We start from the raw sequence: 17739 nt of genomic DNA, 5'->3' as shown, positions 1-17739 counted from the left end.
ATGAAAAAAGATTTTGCAAGAATTCCTAAAAAAATTCAGAGAAAAAGAGATGCGAATGAAAGAGTGAAAGATTTTGAACCTGTTTATATCGAATTTAACGAAGAAGAAGCGACATATCAAGCAAAAAGATGTATAACGTGTCCTATAGATATAATGAGGGGAATGGATAGTGAGTTCAGTTTTTGTAGAACGGGATGTCCTTTAGGTAACTATATTCCTCAGTGGATCAGGGAAGTAAAAAACGGCAACCTTAAAAAAGCGTTTGAACTCAGCAATGAAACATCTCCTTTTCCTGAAGTAATGGGTAGGGTTTGTCCACACGACAATCTGTGTCAGGGTGCGTGTACTATTGCTAAAACTGAGCACGGAAGCGTGGCAATCGGCGCGATTGAAGTGTTTATAAGCGAAGAAGGGTTTAAACAGGGACTAAAACCATACTACGGAGAAGATAAAAAAAGAAAAAAAAGAGTGGCCGTAATCGGAAGCGGACCTGCAGGGATGAGCTGTGCGACTTATCTTCTAAGAGGCGGTGCGAATGTTGAAATATTTGAAAAATCTGACAGACCCGGAGGGCTTTTAACATATGGTATTCCAAATTTCAAACTTCATAAAGACATAATTTTCAGAAGATTTAAATGGATGGAAGAAGCAGGGCTTAAACTGCATCTGAACCATCCTATTTTAACCCAAGAAGAGTTTGAAAAATTAGTAAATGAATTTGACGCCGTATTTATAGGTGTCGGTGCTCCAAGCGGCAGGGGTGCGAGAATGGAAAACGAAGACGCAAACGGAGTGTATCACGTAATGGATGTGTTAACTCACGCGCAAAAAAGGGTGTTTAAAGATTTTGACGAATGTATTTTAAAAGATAAAAGGGTTGTTGTTTTAGGAGGCGGTGACAGTGCGATGGATGCGGTCAGAACTTCTGTAAGAAGCGGTGCGAAGGAAGTTACGTGTGTATACAGACGTGATGAAGCAAATATGCCGGGAAGTAAAAAAGAAGTGATTAACGCAAAAGAAGAGGGTGTTAAATTTATGTTTTATACCGCTCCAAAAGCCGTAAAAGTTGACGAAAACAAAAATGTTGTGGGAATTATATGCCAAAAAACAGAACTCGGAGAGCCTGACAGCAGCGGCAGAAGAAGGGTTCAGGTTGTTGAAGGAAGTGATTTTGAAATTCCTTGTGATATAATTATATTAGCCCTTGGTTTTGATAACGTAAAATTTGCTTGGTATGAGCATGCTGGAATCGAAACCGACAAATGGGGATGTCCGAAAGTAAACGAAAGATACCAAACAACAAATCCGAAAGTATATGCCGGTGGTGACGCCGTAAGAGGTGCAGATCTTGTTGTAACAGCGGCAAGGGACGGAAGAGATGCGGCATATGCTATTTTAGAGGATTTGGGATTAAAGGATTAATATGGTAGCCGTATATAAAAGTGATGTTGTTATAGTAGGTGCGGGACTTGCGGGGCTTGCTGCCGCAAGGGAGCTTGTAAAAGCCGGAAAAAGCGTAACGGTTTTAACGAAACTTCATCCTCTCCGTTCCCACTCGGGTGCCGCTCAGGGCGGTATAAACGCGGCGCTTGCCGATGATGACGATGTAGAACTTCATAAATTCGATACAGTAAAAGGTAGTGATTATTTGGCGGATCAGGATGCGGTCGAGCTTATGTGTGAAAAAGCACCTGAGACAATCAGATGGATTGAAAGGATGGGTGCGGTATTCAGCCGTAGGGAAGACGGCAGAATCGCTCAAAGACCGTTTGGAGGACAAAGCCGTCCGAGAGCATGCTTTGCAAAAGACAGAACGGGACTTACACTTTTACAGACAATGTATGAGCAGTGTGTAAGAGAAGATGTTTTAATGCTTGATGAATGGTATGTAGCCGATGTTTTGTATGAGGACGGCAAAGCATACGGAGTCGTTGCATACAATCTAAGAGATTTAACACCTGCGATATTCAATGCAAAAGCGGTTATGTTTGCTACAGGCGGATATGCAAGAGCGTTTAAGGTAAACTCAAACGCGCATGCGAATACGGGTGACGGACTTTCTATTTTAGCAAGACGCGGTATTCCTCTTGAAGATATGGAATTTGTACAGTTTCACCCGACGGGACTTGCCGGAAGCGGAATTTTAATGAGTGAAGCCGCAAGGGGTGAGGGCGGAAGGCTGTTTAATAGAAACGGCGAAAGATTTATGGAAAAATACGCTCCTGAGAAAATGGAACTCGCTCCCCGTGATGTGGTAAGCCGTGCGATTATGAAAGAGATAATCGAAGGCAGAGGAGCAAAAGAAGATCCTTTTGCGGTATATCTTGACCTGACCCACTTAGGTGAAAAGAAAATCAACGAAAGACTCCCAGAGCTTCGTGACTTGGCACTCACTTTCCTCGGGCGTGATATGGTAAAAGAGCCTATTTTAATTTCAGCCACTGCTCACTATTCAATGGGTGGAATTCCTGTGGATATAAACGGGCATGTAAAAAAATCTCCGACAGAACTAACTGAAGGTCTGTATGCCGCGGGTGAATGTGCTTGTGTAAGCGTGCACGGGGCAAACAGACTCGGTGCAAACTCGCTTCTTGAAGCGCTTTTCTACGGAAGATGGACGGGACAGAGTATACTAAAAGATCTTGATAATATTGAATTTAGAGAAGCAAACGCAAAAGAAGCGGAAAATATGTTAAATGAAGTTAAAGGACTTTTAAATTCAAACGGAAATGAAAAAGTTGCCCAAATCAGAAGCGAGCTTCAGGAAACCATGAGCACAAAAGTAGGGGTTTTCAGAGAAGAAGCCACAATGCTTGAAGCTAAAGAAAAATTAAAAGAACTTCGCAAAAGATATAAAAACATAAAACTTGACGACAAAGGTAAACTTTACAATACAGACCTTCAAGAAGCTATTGAGCTTGGGCATATGCTCGATTACGCTCTGTTTATCGTTGAAGGTGCGATTAACAGAAAAGAATCACGCGGAGCTCATTACAGGGAGGATTATCCGAAAAGAGACGATGAAAACTTCTTAAAACATACTTTCGGTTATTTAAAAGACGGGGAAATAGAACTTGATTATGGTGAAGTAAAAATTACAAAATTCGAGCCTCAAGAGCGTAAATATTAAAGGATAGGTGATGGAAGTAACATTTAAAGTATACAGATACAACCCGGAAGTAGATGAAAAACCTCATTATGAAAAATATACACTTGATATGAGCGACGACGGTGTAATTCTTGATGCACTAAATAAAATCAAGTGGGAAATCGACGGAAGCCTCAGTTACAGAAGAAGCTGCAGACACGGTATTTGCGGAAGCTGTGCCATTAAACTTAACGGCAAAAACGTCCTTGCGTGTAAGACAAGCATAAAAGAAGCTGTTGAAATGTTTGGAACCACTCTTGTGATAGAGCCTCTTAGCAAAAACAAAGAAAAAGTTATAAAAGACCTTGTTAACGATAAAAAAGATTTCTGGGATAAAAACGCCAAAGTCAAACCTTATCTGATTGCGGAGATTGATGAACATCCAAAAAGCGAAAATCTAATAAAACCGGCACTTGTTGAAATGATAGAAGAGGCTGATTACTGTATTGCCTGCGGGTGCTGTTATTATGCGTGTGAGAGTGTAAGGGCTAATAAGGACTTCTTGGGACCTCAGGCGCTTGCCAAAACATACAGGTTTACGGCTGATGTCAGGGATGAGGCTAAAAAAGAAAGGCTTGAACTTGTGGATAAACTTGGAATTGGTATATGGGACTGTGTGAAATGTCAGGCTTGTATTGAAGTGTGTCCTAAAGGCGTCGATCCGTTTACGAAAATCACACATCTGCATAACCAGGTATTCGAAGAGGGAGTGGCTAAAAGAAACGTCGCTACCAAACACGCCGAAGGTTTTGTACATTCTATTAAAAAACACGGAATCCTTGATGAGGGAATGCTGGTACTATACAGCGAAGGCGTAAACGTTGTCCGTCATATACCTGAAGCGATGGCGATGTTTATGAAAGGTAAAATCAAACTACCTTGGCAAATGCCTAAAAGCGAGGGCCTTGAAGAAATACAAAAACTTATCGAAATATCCCAAACACACGAGTTAAAGGATTAATATGAAATATGCACTTTATACCGGATGCACGGCAAAAGAATCTACACCGGAACTTTTAAAATCAACACTTGCCGTGGCAAAAGAGCTTGGAATTGAAATAGAGATACTTAATGAAGCGAGCTGCTGCGGGGCCAGCCATCTGCAGGATTTTGACGAGTTTTTATCACTTGTGCTGAATGCCAGAAACATCTGCCTTGCCGAAAAAAGAGGACTTAAACTCGTAACGCTTTGCAATACGTGCCAGCTTATGCTTGAAAACACCAAGCAAAAACTTGACAACGATGAAGAACTCAAAGCCAAAGTAAACGAAAAACTAAAAGAAGTGGGCTATACATATACGGGAAGCTCAAAAGTACAGCACTTTTTATATGCCATACTTGAAGATATAGGGCTTGAAGAGATTTCAAAACATGTAAAAAAACCTCTTAACAGTAAAATAGCGCCTTTTTACGGGTGCCATATTATCAGACCTTCAAAAACACACGACGGTGCGAATCTGAATGAAAACCCTTATAAACCGAACGCCATTGAGAGCTTGATTAAAGTGCTTATGGGTGAAGCGGTTGAATATGAGAGCAAAATAAAATGCTGCGGTTTTCATGTGGACTTGCAAAACACACCGGTGAGCGAAAAACTCACAGCCCACGCATTAATCGATGCGAGTGAACACGGAGCTGAGATGATGGTTACACCTTGTCCGCTGTGTCATTTGAATCTTGATGTAAAACAAAAAGCTGCGGCAAAACATGTAAATAAAGAATTTAATATGCCGGTACTTCATCTGCCTCAGATGATAGGACTTGCTTTTGGAATTGACGCAAAAGATCTTGGACTAAACCATCACGTCACAGACGTGACGGTTTAAGGATTACAAGCTTCTGGTTGTGCAGAAATGCGAGGTGGCATATATTCCGGATGATCTAGACATAATGGTGATCGATATCCGAAACCATTATAATTTTGAACATTTCGATCATCCCACATACTTATGTTTTGATCAAAACTCATTATATTATATTGGCTATTATTATAAAACATTTCACTCATATCAGTAACATTAGAAACATCCCAATTATTTAAAGATTGGTTAAAATCAAATGCTCCTTTAAACATTCTGCTCATATCAGTAACATTAGAAACATTCCAATTATTTAAAGATTGATTAAAACTAGTTGCTTCTTCAAACATTCCGCTCATATCAGTAACACTGGAAACATTCCAGTCATTTAAAGGCTTATTAAAAAGATAAGCTTTTTTAAACATTTCACTCATATTTTCTACTTTAGAAACATTCCAATCATTTAAAGGTTGATTAAAACTGTATGCACCTAAAAACATTCCATTCATATATTTAACATTTGAAACATTCCAATTATTTAAAGGTTGATTGAAATTAGTTGCGTAATAAAACATTTCACTCATATTTTCTACTTTAGAAACATTCCAATTATCTAGAGGTTGATTAAAATTCCAGGCATTTTTAAACATTCCATTCATATATTTAACATTTGAAACATTCCAGTTATTTAAAGGTTGATTGAAATTAGTTGCACCATCAAACATATGACTCATATTAGTGACACTAGAAACATTCCAATCATTTAAAGGTTGATTGAAATTAGTTGCACCATCAAACATATGACTCATATTTTTAACATTAGAAACATCCCAAAGTCCAATATTTTTAAATGTATTTGTTTTAACTGATGCAAATGCATAACTCATATCTTCTACATTTTTTAAATTAGGAAAATCATTTGCATTGATTTTTAAATTATTACATTCATTAAAAGCATGATTAAATGTTTTCCATTTAATATCACCCCATTTAATAACTTCTAATATTTGTTTGCTATTATTTATATCATTAGAACTATATATTTGAATTCCTGGAAAAGTTCCTATAATTTTTACTATATAATATCCTTCCATCTCATAAGTGTGAGTGATAGGACCTGTTACATGATAAAATTTAGTTCCATCCCCCCAGTCAATGTTAAAATTATATTCGTAATTGCTTAATGTGTTTATGTTTATTGTTAAATCAGTAGAATCAACTTTCCATAATGTGGTAAAAGGCATTTCATCTGGTTCATATCCGTATGATAGTAAAGTGTTTTTATAATGTTCTCTTGCTTCGTTTTCAATAATCCATTTTTTATTTAATTTTTCTACAATGTTTTTTAATGTATCAAAATCATTTAAGTATACGTATGTTTTAATGGACGAATTGTTTTCAATTAATTGATTAAGTTTGTCTTTTGTATCTTCATCAATAACAATTCCATTGCTTGCGTTATTGTCATTATCAAGACTTTGTAAAAACTGAATTATTTTAATAACTCTATCATCTGTGGTGTTGCTTCTGTCTAAATCAAATAAATCTGCAGGAAAAACTCGTCTGTCAATGTTTATTTTAGATAATACAAAATCGCTTATTTTCATTTTTCCTACTGAAAATGTAATTATTCTGTCACCGCTTTGAAAATAAAAAATTCCGTTCTTATCAGTTACACCACTTCCGCTATCACTTGAATAATCTATACCGCTTATAGGGGAATCAATTAACTGACCACTTTCTTTTGATGTGTTTGTAGTTGTGGAACTTGTCGATGAAGAGCTATCATTACATCCGATTATTAATGCTGCCGCTAAAGACATAAATGTTAATTTTTTAATATTCATTTTAACCACCTTTAATAATAAATTAATATATTATAAATGATTTTTTAATATTTTGTCAAGCAAATATATTTTTTATGATTGAATGTATAATAGTAGAGTTGAAAATAGGATAGTAAAATATGATAGTAGAAAAATTATATTTAAAAAGAAAAAGAGTAGTCTATTTTTCTTTGCACAGATGTCTGTTTCTTTTGAAGATATCTTTCATTTTTTCTATATCTTTTTCTTTTGAATAAATATATTTCAACATAAGTTTTTCGCATTTGTTGCTGAAATCTATTTCAAAATCTTTAAAAAACTCTTTGTAATCACTACACTTTTTAATTACTACGTTGTGATACACAAGATGAGAAAGTGATAATAAAAATATTGAAAAGAAGAAAAACACAATACTAAATACCCTCATATCAAACACAAAAGGCATTGCCTGAAATGCCGAAACTACCATAAGTGCAAATGAAAAGAGCACCGCTCCTACATAATAACCTCTTTCACTTGTTATAGCGAATAGATAATTATTCATGTTTTTTTCAATTTTAGAAATTTTAATAAAGTTGTAAATAGCAAAAGCAATAATTATAATACTTGTTAATAATAATAAATAATACAGCGTCATTTTAATATACCTCTACTTTGTTTTTTCCTGATTTTTTTGCTTTATATAAAGCTTTATCAGCTTTTTTGAATAAGTTTTTAATGTCATCGTTTGTATTAATGTAGTCACATGCAACTCCAAAACTGCAAGTTACCTTATCTACTTCCATAAAATTTGTTTTTTCAATAGCTTGTCTTAAATGTTCTGCAATTTTAGCTGCCGTTTCTGAATTTGACACATTGTTGGGAATAATTAAAAACTCTTCACCACCCCATCTAATAAAATAGTCGTCTTTTCTTAAATTTTCTCTAATGACCTCTGATAAAATTTGTAAAACTATATCCCCAATCAGATGTCCTTTATTATCGTTTATTTTTTTGAAATCGTCAATATCTAAAATAATAAAACAAACATTTCTATTTATTAATTTATGTAAGATATTATTTAAATATTTTCTGTTATATGCTTTAGTGAGTTCGTCAGTATATATTTTTTTGTTAATTTCGGAAATGTTTTTAAAAGTAATTATTTTATGGTTCTCATCTGCTTTTTTATAAGTGATTTCATATGTTTTGATAGTGTCGTTTATTTCAATATTAGTAATAGTTGGCTTTTCATCAAAAATGAGATCTGTTTTTAAATATTCTTCCAAATCATCTAAAGTTTTAAAATCTCCGAATTCTTTTATAAAGGTTGAATTTTTAAGTTTGATGTCGTTGTCTTTGGCTAAAATTACTGCATCGTTTTGTTCTTCAAATATTTTATGTAAAAGTTGTAAATTTTCTTCAGCTTCTTTTTTGTGTTTGATGATTTCTGCTAAAAAGTTTAATTTTTGATAAAGTTTTTTCTTATCAATTGGTTTAGTTATATAACCTTCAACTCCCAAGTCAATAGCTTTTTTCAAAAAATCTATGTCAGTAAATGCGGTAAGCAATATAATATAAGCATCTGGATTCAATGTTTTGATTTCTTTTGACATTTCAAGTCCGTCTATTTCGGGCATTTTTATATCTGACAATATGATGTCAGGATGGTTTTGTTTAAAAAGTTCAAGCCCTTCTTTTCCATTGGTAGCAACAAAAACTTTTTTAAATATTCTGTTTAAAATAACTAAAAAACTTTCTCTTATACTCTCATCATCTTCAACATAAAGACAGGTTAGTTTTTTAAGATAATCATTCGGTTTGATCTTCATATTAAGCCTTATGATTTTATTTCTTTATATTGTATATTATTTTTCTTTAATTCTTCTTTAAACCATTTAAAAATTTCTTTTGCTTTTTCTCCGGCAAACGAAATTTCACTGGTGTATTCCAATGTAGGGAGAGTAGAAAACTCAACATCTTTTGGAATTTTTTTCATTATTTCAAGCATTTCAGATTCTTTTGCATATGCTAAAATTGTAAAACGTTCTTTAGGTTTTTTTTGAGGTAGATATTTTTCAACTGCCTCAATACTCATAGGATGTGCCATTTGAGGGAAACCTGGCATAAAAAAATATCTGTTGTTTATGCAAAAGCCCGGAAATCCGTTTATAGGATTATTCGATAAAGGTTTGGCATTTTTTGACCAGTAAGCTAAAAGATGTTTTTTGGAATTATCTTCGTTTGGAAACTTTTGATTAATTTTATTTATAAATTCTTCATTGTATTTCATTTCACCATTGCTGAAGACTTTTGCGGCTATTTCTCTTGTGAAATCATCGGGTGTCGCACCGATGCCACCATAACAAAAAAGCATTGATTTGGGAGTTGTTTTTATAAGGTGGAATGTTTTTTCAAGAAGTTCAGGATCATCTTTTACAATAAAAGAGGAAAAAAGTTCATATCCTCTTTTTAAGAGTAGATCTCTTAAAAACGTAAAATGTTTATCCTTTCTTCTTCCGTTTAATATTTCTGTTCCTATTATAACCTGAAAAATTTTCATTAAATTCCGGCTTTTTCTTTAATAACCTGTTCCATTTCATCAACGATTTCTTCGATTGTTCTTTCTCCGTTAATTTTGATGAGTTTACCCTGTGCGCTGTAAAAATCCTGAATCTCTTTTAAAGGTTCCATAAACACTTTCATTCTATTATTGAATACTTCAACGTTATCATCAGCACCTCTTGCTCTTCCTAAAACCCTTTCTCTTGCCACATCTTCACTAACTTCAACCTCAATAACACTTACAAGCTCAATGTCGTCGCTGTTTTTAAGCATTTCGTCAAGTGCTTTCATCTGCTCAACGCTTCTTGGGAAGCCGTCAATTAATACGATATCTTTAGGCGCTTTTTCAATTGCGCTTTTAATTGTGTTGATTACGATTTCAAGAGGAACAAGATTTCCGTTGTCGATATAGCTTTTGATTGTTTTACCAAGTTCGCTTCCGCTTGCAACTTCAGCTCTCAATAAATCACCTGTTGAATAATGAACAATTTTATCTGAGTTTCTCTCTGCGATTAGTTCAGCGTCAGTAGTTTTACCGCTTCCGGGTGCTCCGATAATTAAAAAAAGTTTTTTCATAGTTTCTCCTTTATTTATGTTTTTTCTTACTCAACTATAAACTATAAACCATAAACTATACACCATTGACTACAATACCGGGCATTCAAATTTTTTAACATAAATTTTTTTAGTCATTCCGCGCCCTAAAGCGAGCTTTCTTCCCTCTATATCAACTTCGATAGGACCGAAAAGGGATTTATTGATAACCTGTCCTATCTGACCTTTGCTAATTCCTAAATCGCTTAGTCTGTGTTTAAAATTACCGCACGATTTATCAAAGCCTACGATTTTAAAAACATCACCTTTTTTTAAGTTTGCCAAAGTTAAATTTGTAACTTCGCTTATTTTTCTATTCATTGTCCGCTTTTGGTTTTTTTACTCTTATATGAAGTTCTTTAAGCTGTGCTTTGTCAACTTCACCAGGTGCACCTGTTAACAGACACTGAGCTTTTTGTGTTTTAGGGAATGCTATAACGTCTCTGATGTTATCAGTTTTTGTCATAAGCATAATAACCCTGTCAAGCCCGAGAGCGAATCCGCCGTGAGGAGGTGCACCGAATTTAAGTGCGTCAAGTAAAAAGCCGAATTTTTCACGAGCTTCCATTTCGTCGATCCCGAGCATTTTGAATACTTTTTCCTGAATTTCCTCTTTATGAATCCTGATACTTCCTCCCCCAATTTCGTATCCGTTAAGAACAAGATCATATGCGATTGACTGGATGCTTTCGAAATCTTCCTCATCCCATGTATCCATATCAGGCATTGTGAAAGGATGATGAAGTGGAGTAGGGTTGCCGTTTTCGTCTTTTTCAAACATAGGGAAATCAACAATCCAAGTAAATTTGTATTCGTTATGGTCGATTAATCCCATGTCATTTGCGATTTTAACTCTTAATCTTCCCATATAATCAAGAACCGTTTTCTTATCACCTGCACCGAAGAAAATAATATCACCGATTTCAGGATTTAATTTTTCAATCATTTTGTTTAAAGACTCTTCACTCATGAATTTAACAATAGGTCCCTTAAGCCCTTCTTCTTTAACCTGAATGTATGCAAGACCTTTTGCGCCGAATTTTCTAACGAAATTTTCAAGTTCTTTTAACATTTTTCTGCTGTAGAATTTATCCCCGCCTGGGACTTTGAGTGCTTTGAATCTATTGTTTTTCTTGTCTTTTGCAATTGTGCTGAAGATTTCATTGTTTGAATCGACAAACTCATCAATTACGTCAACCATTGGTAAATCGAATCTCAAATCAGGCTTATCGCTTCCGTATTTCTCCATAGCTTCGGCGTATGTCATTCTTGGGATAGGTAATGACACCTCAACGCCCGCAACTTTGAAAGCTTCTTTAATCATTCCTTCGATTGCTGCAATTACGTCGTCTTCTTCAACAAAGCTCATTTCAACGTCCACCTGTGTAAATTCAGGCTGTCTGTCTGCTCTGAGATCTTCATCTCTGAAACATTTTGCAATCTGATAATATCTGTCAAACCCGGCTACCATAAGGATCTGTTTAAATAGCTGAGGAGATTGAGGAAGTGCGTAAAATTCACCCGGATGTATTCTGCTCGGAACCAGATAATCCCTCGCACCTTCAGGTGTTGATTTAGTAAGAATAGGCGTTTCAACGTCTATAAATCCGTTGCTGTCAAAATAGTCCCTAATAGCTTTTGTAACTTTGCTTCTTAAAATAAACGTATTAAGGCTGTTAGGATCTCTTAAATCAAGATATCTGTATTTTAGTCTTAGCTCTTCATTTACGCTTTTATCACCGATTTGAAAAGGTAAAACTTCGCTTTTGTTTTCTATGATAATTTCTTCGGCAACTACTTCGATTTTTCCTGTTTTAAGTTTAGGGTTTTCAAGTCCTTCACCTCTGAGTCTAACAAGTCCAATAACTTTTAAAACGTATTCATCTTTAATTTCTTCCGCAACTCTGTGTGCTTTTGTGCTGTCTGCAGGATCTGCTACCACCTGAACGATTCCGCTGTTATCCCTAAGGTCTATGAATATAACCCCACCGTGGTCTCTGTGAGAGTTAACCCATCCTACAAGCTCAACTTTTTGACCGACAAGGTTTTCATTAACTTCGGCGCAATAATGAGTTCTCATTAATTTCCTTTTTTAGGCGCAATTATACCAAAATGTGCTATAATTTTTGCAAAGGATGAAAATGAAAGAGATTATATTAGCTATACTTGTAATAATACTTGATATTTTCTATCCGTTTTTGAGCAAAAAGCTTAAAATTTTTCTTTTTAAAAACAGAAAAAAATTGTCTCTTAGATTATTTTATTCGCGTGTAAATAAAATAGGTATTCCGTTACTTTTACTTTTGAATTTCAATGTTTTAACTTTTTGGCTTAAAAAATGGGGCGTTTCATATGAAAACACAGCTTTTTATGTGAATCTGTTTCTTATAGCCTGGGCTTTTTATGAGGTGTTTAAATATATCGTATATACAATAATATCGGTAAAACTAGCCCAAAAAGCCAATGTAAGGCGAGAACTTTTTTTGCTGGTTATAAACCTTACGAAAGTTTTTTTGGTTATTGTAGTGTTTGTGCTTATTCTTTCACATTTGGGCGTAAACCTGACGGCTATTATCACATCTTTGGGAATCGGTGGTGTAATTGTGGGGCTTGCGGCAAAAGATACGCTTAGCAACTTTTTTGATTCCATAAGACTTGTGAGTGAAGACGCTTTTCATCAGGGTGACTGGATAGAAACGAAAGACTTTGAAGGGTTTGTAACAGAAATAGGCCTTACGGCTACTCAGATAAGAACATTTGACAATTCACTTATAACTATTCCGAATTCCGTTTTAGCAAATCAATGGGTTAAAAACTGGTCAAGAAGAATTATAGGAAGACGCATAAAATTTTGGATAAAAATCAAATATACAACCGATACCGAGGAACTTAACAGGGTTATTTATGAAATCAGAACAATGCTTGAGCATCATCCTCAGATAGTAACCGACCGTAAAATAGCTTCGCAGCTTAGAAAAAAAATGATGAAAAACACTCTTTTTTCCATCGAGGACAAGTATGGGGTCAGAAAAACCCTGCTTGTATATCTGGATGATTTTGACGATTATTCGATGAATATTTTGGTTTACGCGTTTTCAATTACCGTGGATTGGGAAGGATGGCTTAAAGTTAAACAGGACGTGCTTTTTAAAGTTCTTGAAATTATAAAAAGCTCTAAACTCGAGCTTGCTTACCCTACATCTGTTATTTTCTATGACGAGAGGAAGAACCTATGGAAAAGCTGATTAAAAAGTATCTAAAAAAACAGGATGCAAAAACACTTCACTCTTTAAGGATAGAATGCAGAAGAATGCTCTCTTTTTTACAAAAAGAAGGGCATAGTAATAAGGGATTCGAAACTATTTTAAGCGCATCTTCTAAACTTAGGGATACCGATGTAATGCTGAAAATATGCAAAAACAGAAAAATAAGGAAATTCCTTAAAAAAAGAAGAAAAAAACTTAATAAAAAATTTATAAAAATACTTAAAAAAATAGAATTTAAAAAAACAACTGCAAAAGAAAAAGTAAAAATTGATTTGTTTTCTTGCAAGAAATTATTAAAAGAGACTTTTTTAAATAAAAACGACAAAGAACTGCACCGCTTGAGACTTAAAATAAAAGCCTGCAGATATACAAATAAAGATTATGAAAAAGAATTCAAAAAAATTCAGGATGCTCTTGGAAAAGCACACGATTATTATAAATGCGAAAAATTATTGAAAAAATTTAATATTTCACCTCTTAAAGCGTATTTGAAAAAGCAGAAATATATTAAAAAAGCCGAAAAAGCGAGAAAAGAAATTTTATCTATTCTGCCGGATTAATTCCCATTCTTTTACTTCTTTCCATTGCCTGTTGTGCTAAATATCTGTCTCCGAAGTTTTTGAGGTTTTCAAATTCCTGTTCAAATCCTTCGAAATGCCTCTCTTCATCTGCAATAATTGATTCAAATATCTGTTTTGTTCCTGCATCTCTTGCCTGAGTGCATTCTACTGCGAAATCATTATACATTTCCATCGCTTCCTCTTCGCTTTTCATAGCCCATTCGAGCATTTTGTGCGGTTCTCTTATGTGTTCGACTTCATGAGCCGGTTTCATTTCAATCTCTCCGCCTAAAAATAAAATTCTTTCCGCAAACCTTTCCGTATGCAGCATTTCGTCAATCGCCGTTTTTTTGAATATTCCTGCAAGCAGGTCGTATCCTAAATCATCCAATATAAAATGAAAATACATATACTGATGAATTGCGCTTAACTCTTCCGCAACCGCTTTATTTAGTAGTTCGATTGATTTTTTTCTGTCCATTTTTAATCCTTTTTTGTGTGTTATGTGATATTATAGCATAAATTTATTAAATAATAATTTTTTTCCATTATATAACAAAAACTAATCACTCATATAAATTGGTATAATTATAGAAAAAAAGGGAAGAAGTGAAAGCGGGATTCGTTTTAAAGCCTACCGTTGATGAGAGTCTTAAGAATCTTTTTTTTAAGATAAAAAAAATATTCGAACAAAAAGGTATTGAAGTATATATTGATATGGTTTCGGCCAAGCTTATAGGAATACTCGGAATGGATTTTGAAAAAATGTGTGAAAGCGTGGATTTTTTAGTAACTTTAGGCGGTGACGGAACTCTTATTTCGGTAGCGAGAAGAAGCTATAGGTTCGATAAGCCTATCTTAGGGATAAATGCCGGAAAGCTCGGATTTTTAACAGATATAAACCCTGATAATATAGATGAATTTTTAGATAAGTTTTTAAAGGGTGAATATAGGGTGGATGAGAGGATGGTAATTGAAGTCGAATTTCAAAATACAAAACTATATGCATTTAACGATGTGGTAATAAGTAAAGATGTTATATCCTCTATGATACACATAAACGTAGACACCAACGAATCGCACCTGAACAGATACTATGGTGACGGGCTTATAATTTCAACTCCAACTGGAAGCACGGCTTATAATTTAAGTGCCGGAGGACCTGTCGTATATCCTTTAACCGAAGGGTTTGTTTTAACTCCGATATGTCCCCATTCCCTGACACAAAGACCGCTTATTCTTCCGAGTCATTTTGAGATTGAGCTTGAAGTAGAAAACAATAAGGCTAAATTAATAATTGACGGGCAGGAAATATTTGATATGAAAGGCAAGATAAAAATTAAAAAAGCCGGAAATCCCGCAAAACTTATACACAGGCTCGAAAGAAACTATTTTGAGGTTTTAAGGGAAAAACTCAACTGGGGAGACGGGAAATAATGAATGGAGAATTGAGAATTGAGAATGTAGAATTAAGGTGCAGGTATGATTGAAAGGGTGTATTTAAAAGAATACGTAACTTTTGATGAAGTTGAGCTTGAATTTAGTGAAGTAGAGCTTGAGTTTTCCAAAGGTCTGATTGTTTTTACAGGTCCGAGCGGTGCCGGAAAGTCGGTGCTGATGAGAGGAATTCTTTCAATTTTCGGGTATTTTGATATGAACGCTAAACTTGGTGAAGCGGTTGTTGATACTGATATTGACCTTGAGGAATACGGGCTTGAAAATGATGATGTTTTGATTTTTAAGCAGATTAAGAAAAATAAAAACCGCTTTTTTATCAATAATCAGGCAGTGAGCAAAAAAACTATAAGGGAAATTGCAGACAGGTTTTTAAATTATCTTTCTTTGCGGGAAATAAAAGAGTTCGAAAACGAAAATATCCTCCAGCTTCTTGATAAAATGAATCAGACCCAAAAACATTCGGAAAATCTGAACAGATACAGAGAGAAATATAATGCATACAAAAAAATACAAAAAGAATTGAATAATATTTTATCATTAGAAAAGGAAGCTGCTGAAAAAAAAGAATTTTTGAAATACGAACTTGAAAAGATAGAAAAAATAAATCCTAAAATCGGCGAATTTGAAGAATTGATGGAAGTGAAAAAAGATTTAAGCAAAATAGAAAAAATTAAAGAAAAGATTTTTGAAGTTGAGCGGATTTTTGATTTTGAATACAGCGTTTATGAATTACTTGAAATGAGCGGTATTGAGAGTGAATTTTTTTCAAATGCCATGAATGAACTAAGAATTGCGATCGATAAAGCAAACGAAAAAGCCGAATATCTTGAGAATGTTGATATTGAAGAAGTGCTTGAGAGACTTTCAAACCTTCAGGAACTTATAAGAAGATACGGAAGTGTTGAAGAAGCGCTTGAATATTACGAGGAAAAGAAAAAAGAACTTGAAAAACTTGAAAATTTAAGTTTTGAAAAAGAAGAACTCTCTAAAAAGCTTGAAGAATTGTTTAACGAATTAAATTTACTTACAGGGGAAATAAGTGAAGCAAGAAAAAAAACATCTAAGCAGTTAAAAGAAAAATTAAATTATTATTTGAACAAACTTTATATGCCTGGTGCCGAAATCGTTTTTTCGAAAACAGATCTGAATGCACTCGGCAATGATAAAGTTGAAATTATTATCAACGATATTGATATAAATACCATTTCAACCGGTGAGTTTAACAGGCTTCGTGTAGCAATGCTGGCAAGTAAACTGGAATATGAAAACAGGGAAATGACACTTTTTTTAGATGAGATTGATGCAAATTTAAGTGGTGAAGAAAGTATGAGTGTTGCAGAGGTGTTAAAATATTTATCAAGTAAATATCAGATATTTGCAATATCACATCAGCCTCAGCTTGCAAGCAAGGCGAATAAGCATTTTTTAGTTGAAAAAAAAGAGGGTAAAAGTTTTGTAAAAGAACTTTCAGAGGATGAAAGAGTCCAGGAAATTGCAAGAATTATTGGCGGAAAAGAAAAATCACAAAAAGCCATAGAATATGCAAAAGAATTATTGAAGGATAGCAATGGTTAATATTTTACTTCAGAAAATCAAAGAATTGGAAAACGAGCTAAATGAAATAAAAGAAAAAAACACTAAATCCAAAGAAATGATTTTAAATCTTTTCAAAGAGTGCAAAATTTCAAAAGAAAAAAAAGAAAAATTTAAAAAAGAACTTATAAAAGCACTTTCAAATTTAGATATTAAAAACTCTTCATCTTTTTATGATAACAACAATGCATTGAAATATAATAGTTTTTTGGATATTGCGAAAAATATTCCAAATGGTTTTTTAGTAATTATAGATGGAAACATGGAAGATGATAAAAAGAAATTTGTTATAGGGTTTTTAATAAATAAAATATCTCCTTTTTTTACATTGTCTGATAATAAAATTATCGGAATTCTTGATGATTATCAGTTAAAAGAGATAAAAAAATTAAATGAAATCCCTTATTATAATCCTCAAAACGGAGAATTTTCTGAGATTGAAATATTTAAAGTTGTTTTTGATATGGATGAATTTAATATAAGTAATATTGAAAAATCGAAAAGAATATTTGATGAATTAAGAATAAGGCCAAGTTATAAACACAAGCGCTATATTGAGTTTTCTCTTGAAAAAAATAAAATAATAGATTTTGAACAAGAAGAATTAAGTAAAGAAAAAAGAAAATTTGCGTATATTTATGATGAAAAATATCCGAATTTAGAAATTATGTTAAAAAGAGAAATTAAAAATATTCCGTTCGTTTTGGCATTGCTTGAAAGAATAGATGAAGAAATGGAAAATATTAAAGAATCAAAAGGTATTCAGAATATCGTAAACAGAATGCTAAATTATATAGAAATGAATTTGCCGGAAGAAGGAATTTTAGATGAAGTGAGATTTTTAAGGCAAAGACTTTCGGCTTAATCTATTTGTTTTTTCTTTTTAAATAATAAGTTTATAACTATTTAATGTTTTATATTTAAAAAGTTTATTTAGTAACATGATTTGAT

Annotated in this window: 17 protein-coding genes; 9 read left to right on the top strand and 8 right to left on the bottom strand. The window is 33.7% G+C overall.

Going from position 1 to position 17739, the window contains the following annotated elements:
- From ACYQ19_RS01765 to ACYQ19_RS01750, 4 genes are read left to right on the top strand one after another with little or no spacing between them, the layout of a single operon-like run.
- Positions 1-1422 carry an FAD-dependent oxidoreductase gene (locus tag ACYQ19_RS01765; RefSeq protein WP_459977712.1) on the top strand — a complete coding sequence of 474 codons (1422 nt, stop codon included), beginning with the start codon at positions 1-3 and terminating at the stop codon, positions 1420-1422.
- A gap of 1 nt (position 1423) precedes the next feature.
- Positions 1424-3130, top strand: coding sequence for an FAD-dependent oxidoreductase (locus tag ACYQ19_RS01760; RefSeq protein ID WP_459977711.1), 1707 nt, complete (start codon positions 1424-1426; stop codon positions 3128-3130).
- A gap of 10 nt (positions 3131-3140) precedes the next feature.
- Positions 3141-4109 carry a succinate dehydrogenase/fumarate reductase iron-sulfur subunit gene (locus tag ACYQ19_RS01755; RefSeq protein WP_459977710.1) on the top strand — a complete coding sequence of 323 codons (969 nt, stop codon included), beginning with the start codon at positions 3141-3143 and terminating at the stop codon, positions 4107-4109.
- A gap of 1 nt (position 4110) precedes the next feature.
- The gene (locus ACYQ19_RS01750; protein WP_459977709.1) at positions 4111-4974 is read left to right on the top strand and encodes a CoB--CoM heterodisulfide reductase iron-sulfur subunit B family protein; all 864 of its coding nucleotides are present in this window, start codon (positions 4111-4113) and stop codon (positions 4972-4974) included.
- Here the strand turns inward: ACYQ19_RS01750 and ACYQ19_RS01745 are convergent.
- From ACYQ19_RS01745 to aspS, 7 genes are all read right to left on the bottom strand, one after another.
- Positions 4971-6794, bottom strand: coding sequence for a BspA family leucine-rich repeat surface protein (locus ACYQ19_RS01745; RefSeq protein ID WP_459977708.1), 1824 nt, complete (start codon positions 6792-6794; stop codon positions 4971-4973). The two genes, ACYQ19_RS01750 and ACYQ19_RS01745, sit on opposite strands and share 4 nt — an antisense overlap.
- A gap of 160 nt (positions 6795-6954) precedes the next feature.
- Entirely contained in the window at positions 6955-7317 is a 363-nt protein-coding gene (locus tag ACYQ19_RS01740; RefSeq protein ID WP_459977707.1) for an adenylate kinase, read from the bottom strand.
- Positions 7318-7411: 94 nt separating this feature from the next.
- Positions 7412-8584, bottom strand: a complete 1173-nt coding sequence (locus ACYQ19_RS01735; protein ID WP_459977706.1) for a GGDEF domain-containing response regulator — start codon at positions 8582-8584, stop codon at positions 7412-7414.
- Positions 8585-8592: 8 nt separating this feature from the next.
- Complete coding sequence (locus ACYQ19_RS01730) at positions 8593-9315, bottom strand: competence/damage-inducible protein A (protein ID WP_459977705.1); 723 nt, start codon at positions 9313-9315, stop codon at positions 8593-8595.
- Positions 9315-9893, bottom strand: coding sequence for an adenylate kinase (locus tag ACYQ19_RS01725; protein WP_459977704.1), 579 nt, complete (start codon positions 9891-9893; stop codon positions 9315-9317). Before ACYQ19_RS01725 ends, ACYQ19_RS01730 begins: the two co-directional genes overlap by 1 nt.
- 69 nt (positions 9894-9962) lie before the next feature.
- Entirely contained in the window at positions 9963-10232 is a 270-nt protein-coding gene (locus tag ACYQ19_RS01720; protein WP_459977703.1) for a FeoA family protein, read from the bottom strand.
- Positions 10225-11991 carry an aspartate--tRNA ligase gene (gene aspS, locus ACYQ19_RS01715; protein ID WP_459977702.1) on the bottom strand — a complete coding sequence of 589 codons (1767 nt, stop codon included), beginning with the start codon at positions 11989-11991 and terminating at the stop codon, positions 10225-10227. Before aspS ends, ACYQ19_RS01720 begins: the two co-directional genes overlap by 8 nt.
- Positions 11992-12052: 61 nt before the next feature.
- Here aspS and ACYQ19_RS01710 point away from each other — a divergent pair, with 61 nt between their 5' ends.
- Both ACYQ19_RS01710 and ACYQ19_RS01705 read left to right on the top strand, forming a co-directional pair.
- A complete protein-coding gene (locus ACYQ19_RS01710; protein WP_459977701.1) occupies positions 12053-13156 on the top strand; it encodes a mechanosensitive ion channel family protein in 1104 nt (367 codons plus the stop codon).
- Positions 13144-13737, top strand: coding sequence for a CHAD domain-containing protein (locus ACYQ19_RS01705; RefSeq protein ID WP_459977700.1), 594 nt, complete (start codon positions 13144-13146; stop codon positions 13735-13737). The genes ACYQ19_RS01710 and ACYQ19_RS01705 overlap by 13 nt, the downstream gene beginning before the upstream one ends.
- Here ACYQ19_RS01705 and ACYQ19_RS01700 read toward each other — a convergent pair.
- Positions 13721-14218, bottom strand: coding sequence for a bacterioferritin (locus ACYQ19_RS01700; protein ID WP_459977699.1), 498 nt, complete (start codon positions 14216-14218; stop codon positions 13721-13723). The two genes, ACYQ19_RS01705 and ACYQ19_RS01700, sit on opposite strands and share 17 nt — an antisense overlap.
- A 128-nt stretch (positions 14219-14346) precedes the next feature.
- Here ACYQ19_RS01700 and ACYQ19_RS01695 point away from each other — a divergent pair, with 128 nt between their 5' ends.
- Genes ACYQ19_RS01695 through ACYQ19_RS01685 form a run of 3 tightly spaced genes read left to right on the top strand, consistent with a single transcriptional unit; the run spans position 14347 to position 17653 of the window.
- The gene (locus ACYQ19_RS01695; RefSeq protein ID WP_459977698.1) at positions 14347-15174 is read left to right on the top strand and encodes an NAD(+)/NADH kinase; all 828 of its coding nucleotides are present in this window, start codon (positions 14347-14349) and stop codon (positions 15172-15174) included.
- Between the two features lie 45 nt (positions 15175-15219).
- Positions 15220-16770 carry an AAA family ATPase gene (locus ACYQ19_RS01690; RefSeq protein WP_459977697.1) on the top strand — a complete coding sequence of 517 codons (1551 nt, stop codon included), beginning with the start codon at positions 15220-15222 and terminating at the stop codon, positions 16768-16770.
- Positions 16763-17653, top strand: coding sequence for a hypothetical protein (locus ACYQ19_RS01685; protein ID WP_459977696.1), 891 nt, complete (start codon positions 16763-16765; stop codon positions 17651-17653). Before ACYQ19_RS01690 ends, ACYQ19_RS01685 begins: the two co-directional genes overlap by 8 nt.
- Positions 17654-17739 lie beyond the last annotated feature (86 nt).

Source organism: Nautilia lithotrophica, from assembly GCF_054656815.1.
The sequence above is the reverse complement of the archived record's forward strand: the minus strand, read 5'-3'. Positions and strand labels throughout refer to the sequence as shown.

What these genes read in the sequence shown, in the direction of transcription:
- ACYQ19_RS01685 (WP_459977696.1), top strand. Translation starts at nt 16,763, where the DNA reads ATGGTTAATATTTTACTTCAGAAAATCAAAGAATTGGAAAACGAGCTA.
- ACYQ19_RS01750 (WP_459977709.1), top strand. Translation starts at nt 4,111, where the DNA reads ATGAAATATGCACTTTATACCGGATGCACGGCAAAAGAATCTACACCG.
- ACYQ19_RS01720 (WP_459977703.1), bottom strand. Translation starts at nt 10,232, where the DNA reads ATGAATAGAAAAATAAGCGAAGTTACAAATTTAACTTTGGCAAACTTA.
- ACYQ19_RS01740 (WP_459977707.1), bottom strand. Translation starts at nt 7,317, where the DNA reads ATGAATAATTATCTATTCGCTATAACAAGTGAAAGAGGTTATTATGTA.
- ACYQ19_RS01700 (WP_459977699.1), bottom strand. Translation starts at nt 14,218, where the DNA reads ATGGACAGAAAAAAATCAATCGAACTACTAAATAAAGCGGTTGCGGAA.
- ACYQ19_RS01760 (WP_459977711.1), top strand. Translation starts at nt 1,424, where the DNA reads ATGGTAGCCGTATATAAAAGTGATGTTGTTATAGTAGGTGCGGGACTT.
- ACYQ19_RS01765 (WP_459977712.1), top strand. Translation starts at nt 1, where the DNA reads ATGAAAAAAGATTTTGCAAGAATTCCTAAAAAAATTCAGAGAAAAAGA.
- aspS (WP_459977702.1), bottom strand. Translation starts at nt 11,991, where the DNA reads ATGAGAACTCATTATTGCGCCGAAGTTAATGAAAACCTTGTCGGTCAA.
- ACYQ19_RS01705 (WP_459977700.1), top strand. Translation starts at nt 13,144, where the DNA reads ATGGAAAAGCTGATTAAAAAGTATCTAAAAAAACAGGATGCAAAAACA.
- ACYQ19_RS01730 (WP_459977705.1), bottom strand. Translation starts at nt 9,315, where the DNA reads ATGAAAATTTTTCAGGTTATAATAGGAACAGAAATATTAAACGGAAGA.
- ACYQ19_RS01710 (WP_459977701.1), top strand. Translation starts at nt 12,053, where the DNA reads ATGAAAGAGATTATATTAGCTATACTTGTAATAATACTTGATATTTTC.
- ACYQ19_RS01725 (WP_459977704.1), bottom strand. Translation starts at nt 9,893, where the DNA reads ATGAAAAAACTTTTTTTAATTATCGGAGCACCCGGAAGCGGTAAAACT.
- ACYQ19_RS01690 (WP_459977697.1), top strand. Translation starts at nt 15,220, where the DNA reads ATGATTGAAAGGGTGTATTTAAAAGAATACGTAACTTTTGATGAAGTT.
- ACYQ19_RS01735 (WP_459977706.1), bottom strand. Translation starts at nt 8,584, where the DNA reads ATGAAGATCAAACCGAATGATTATCTTAAAAAACTAACCTGTCTTTAT.
- ACYQ19_RS01745 (WP_459977708.1), bottom strand. Translation starts at nt 6,794, where the DNA reads ATGAATATTAAAAAATTAACATTTATGTCTTTAGCGGCAGCATTAATA.
- ACYQ19_RS01755 (WP_459977710.1), top strand. Translation starts at nt 3,141, where the DNA reads ATGGAAGTAACATTTAAAGTATACAGATACAACCCGGAAGTAGATGAA.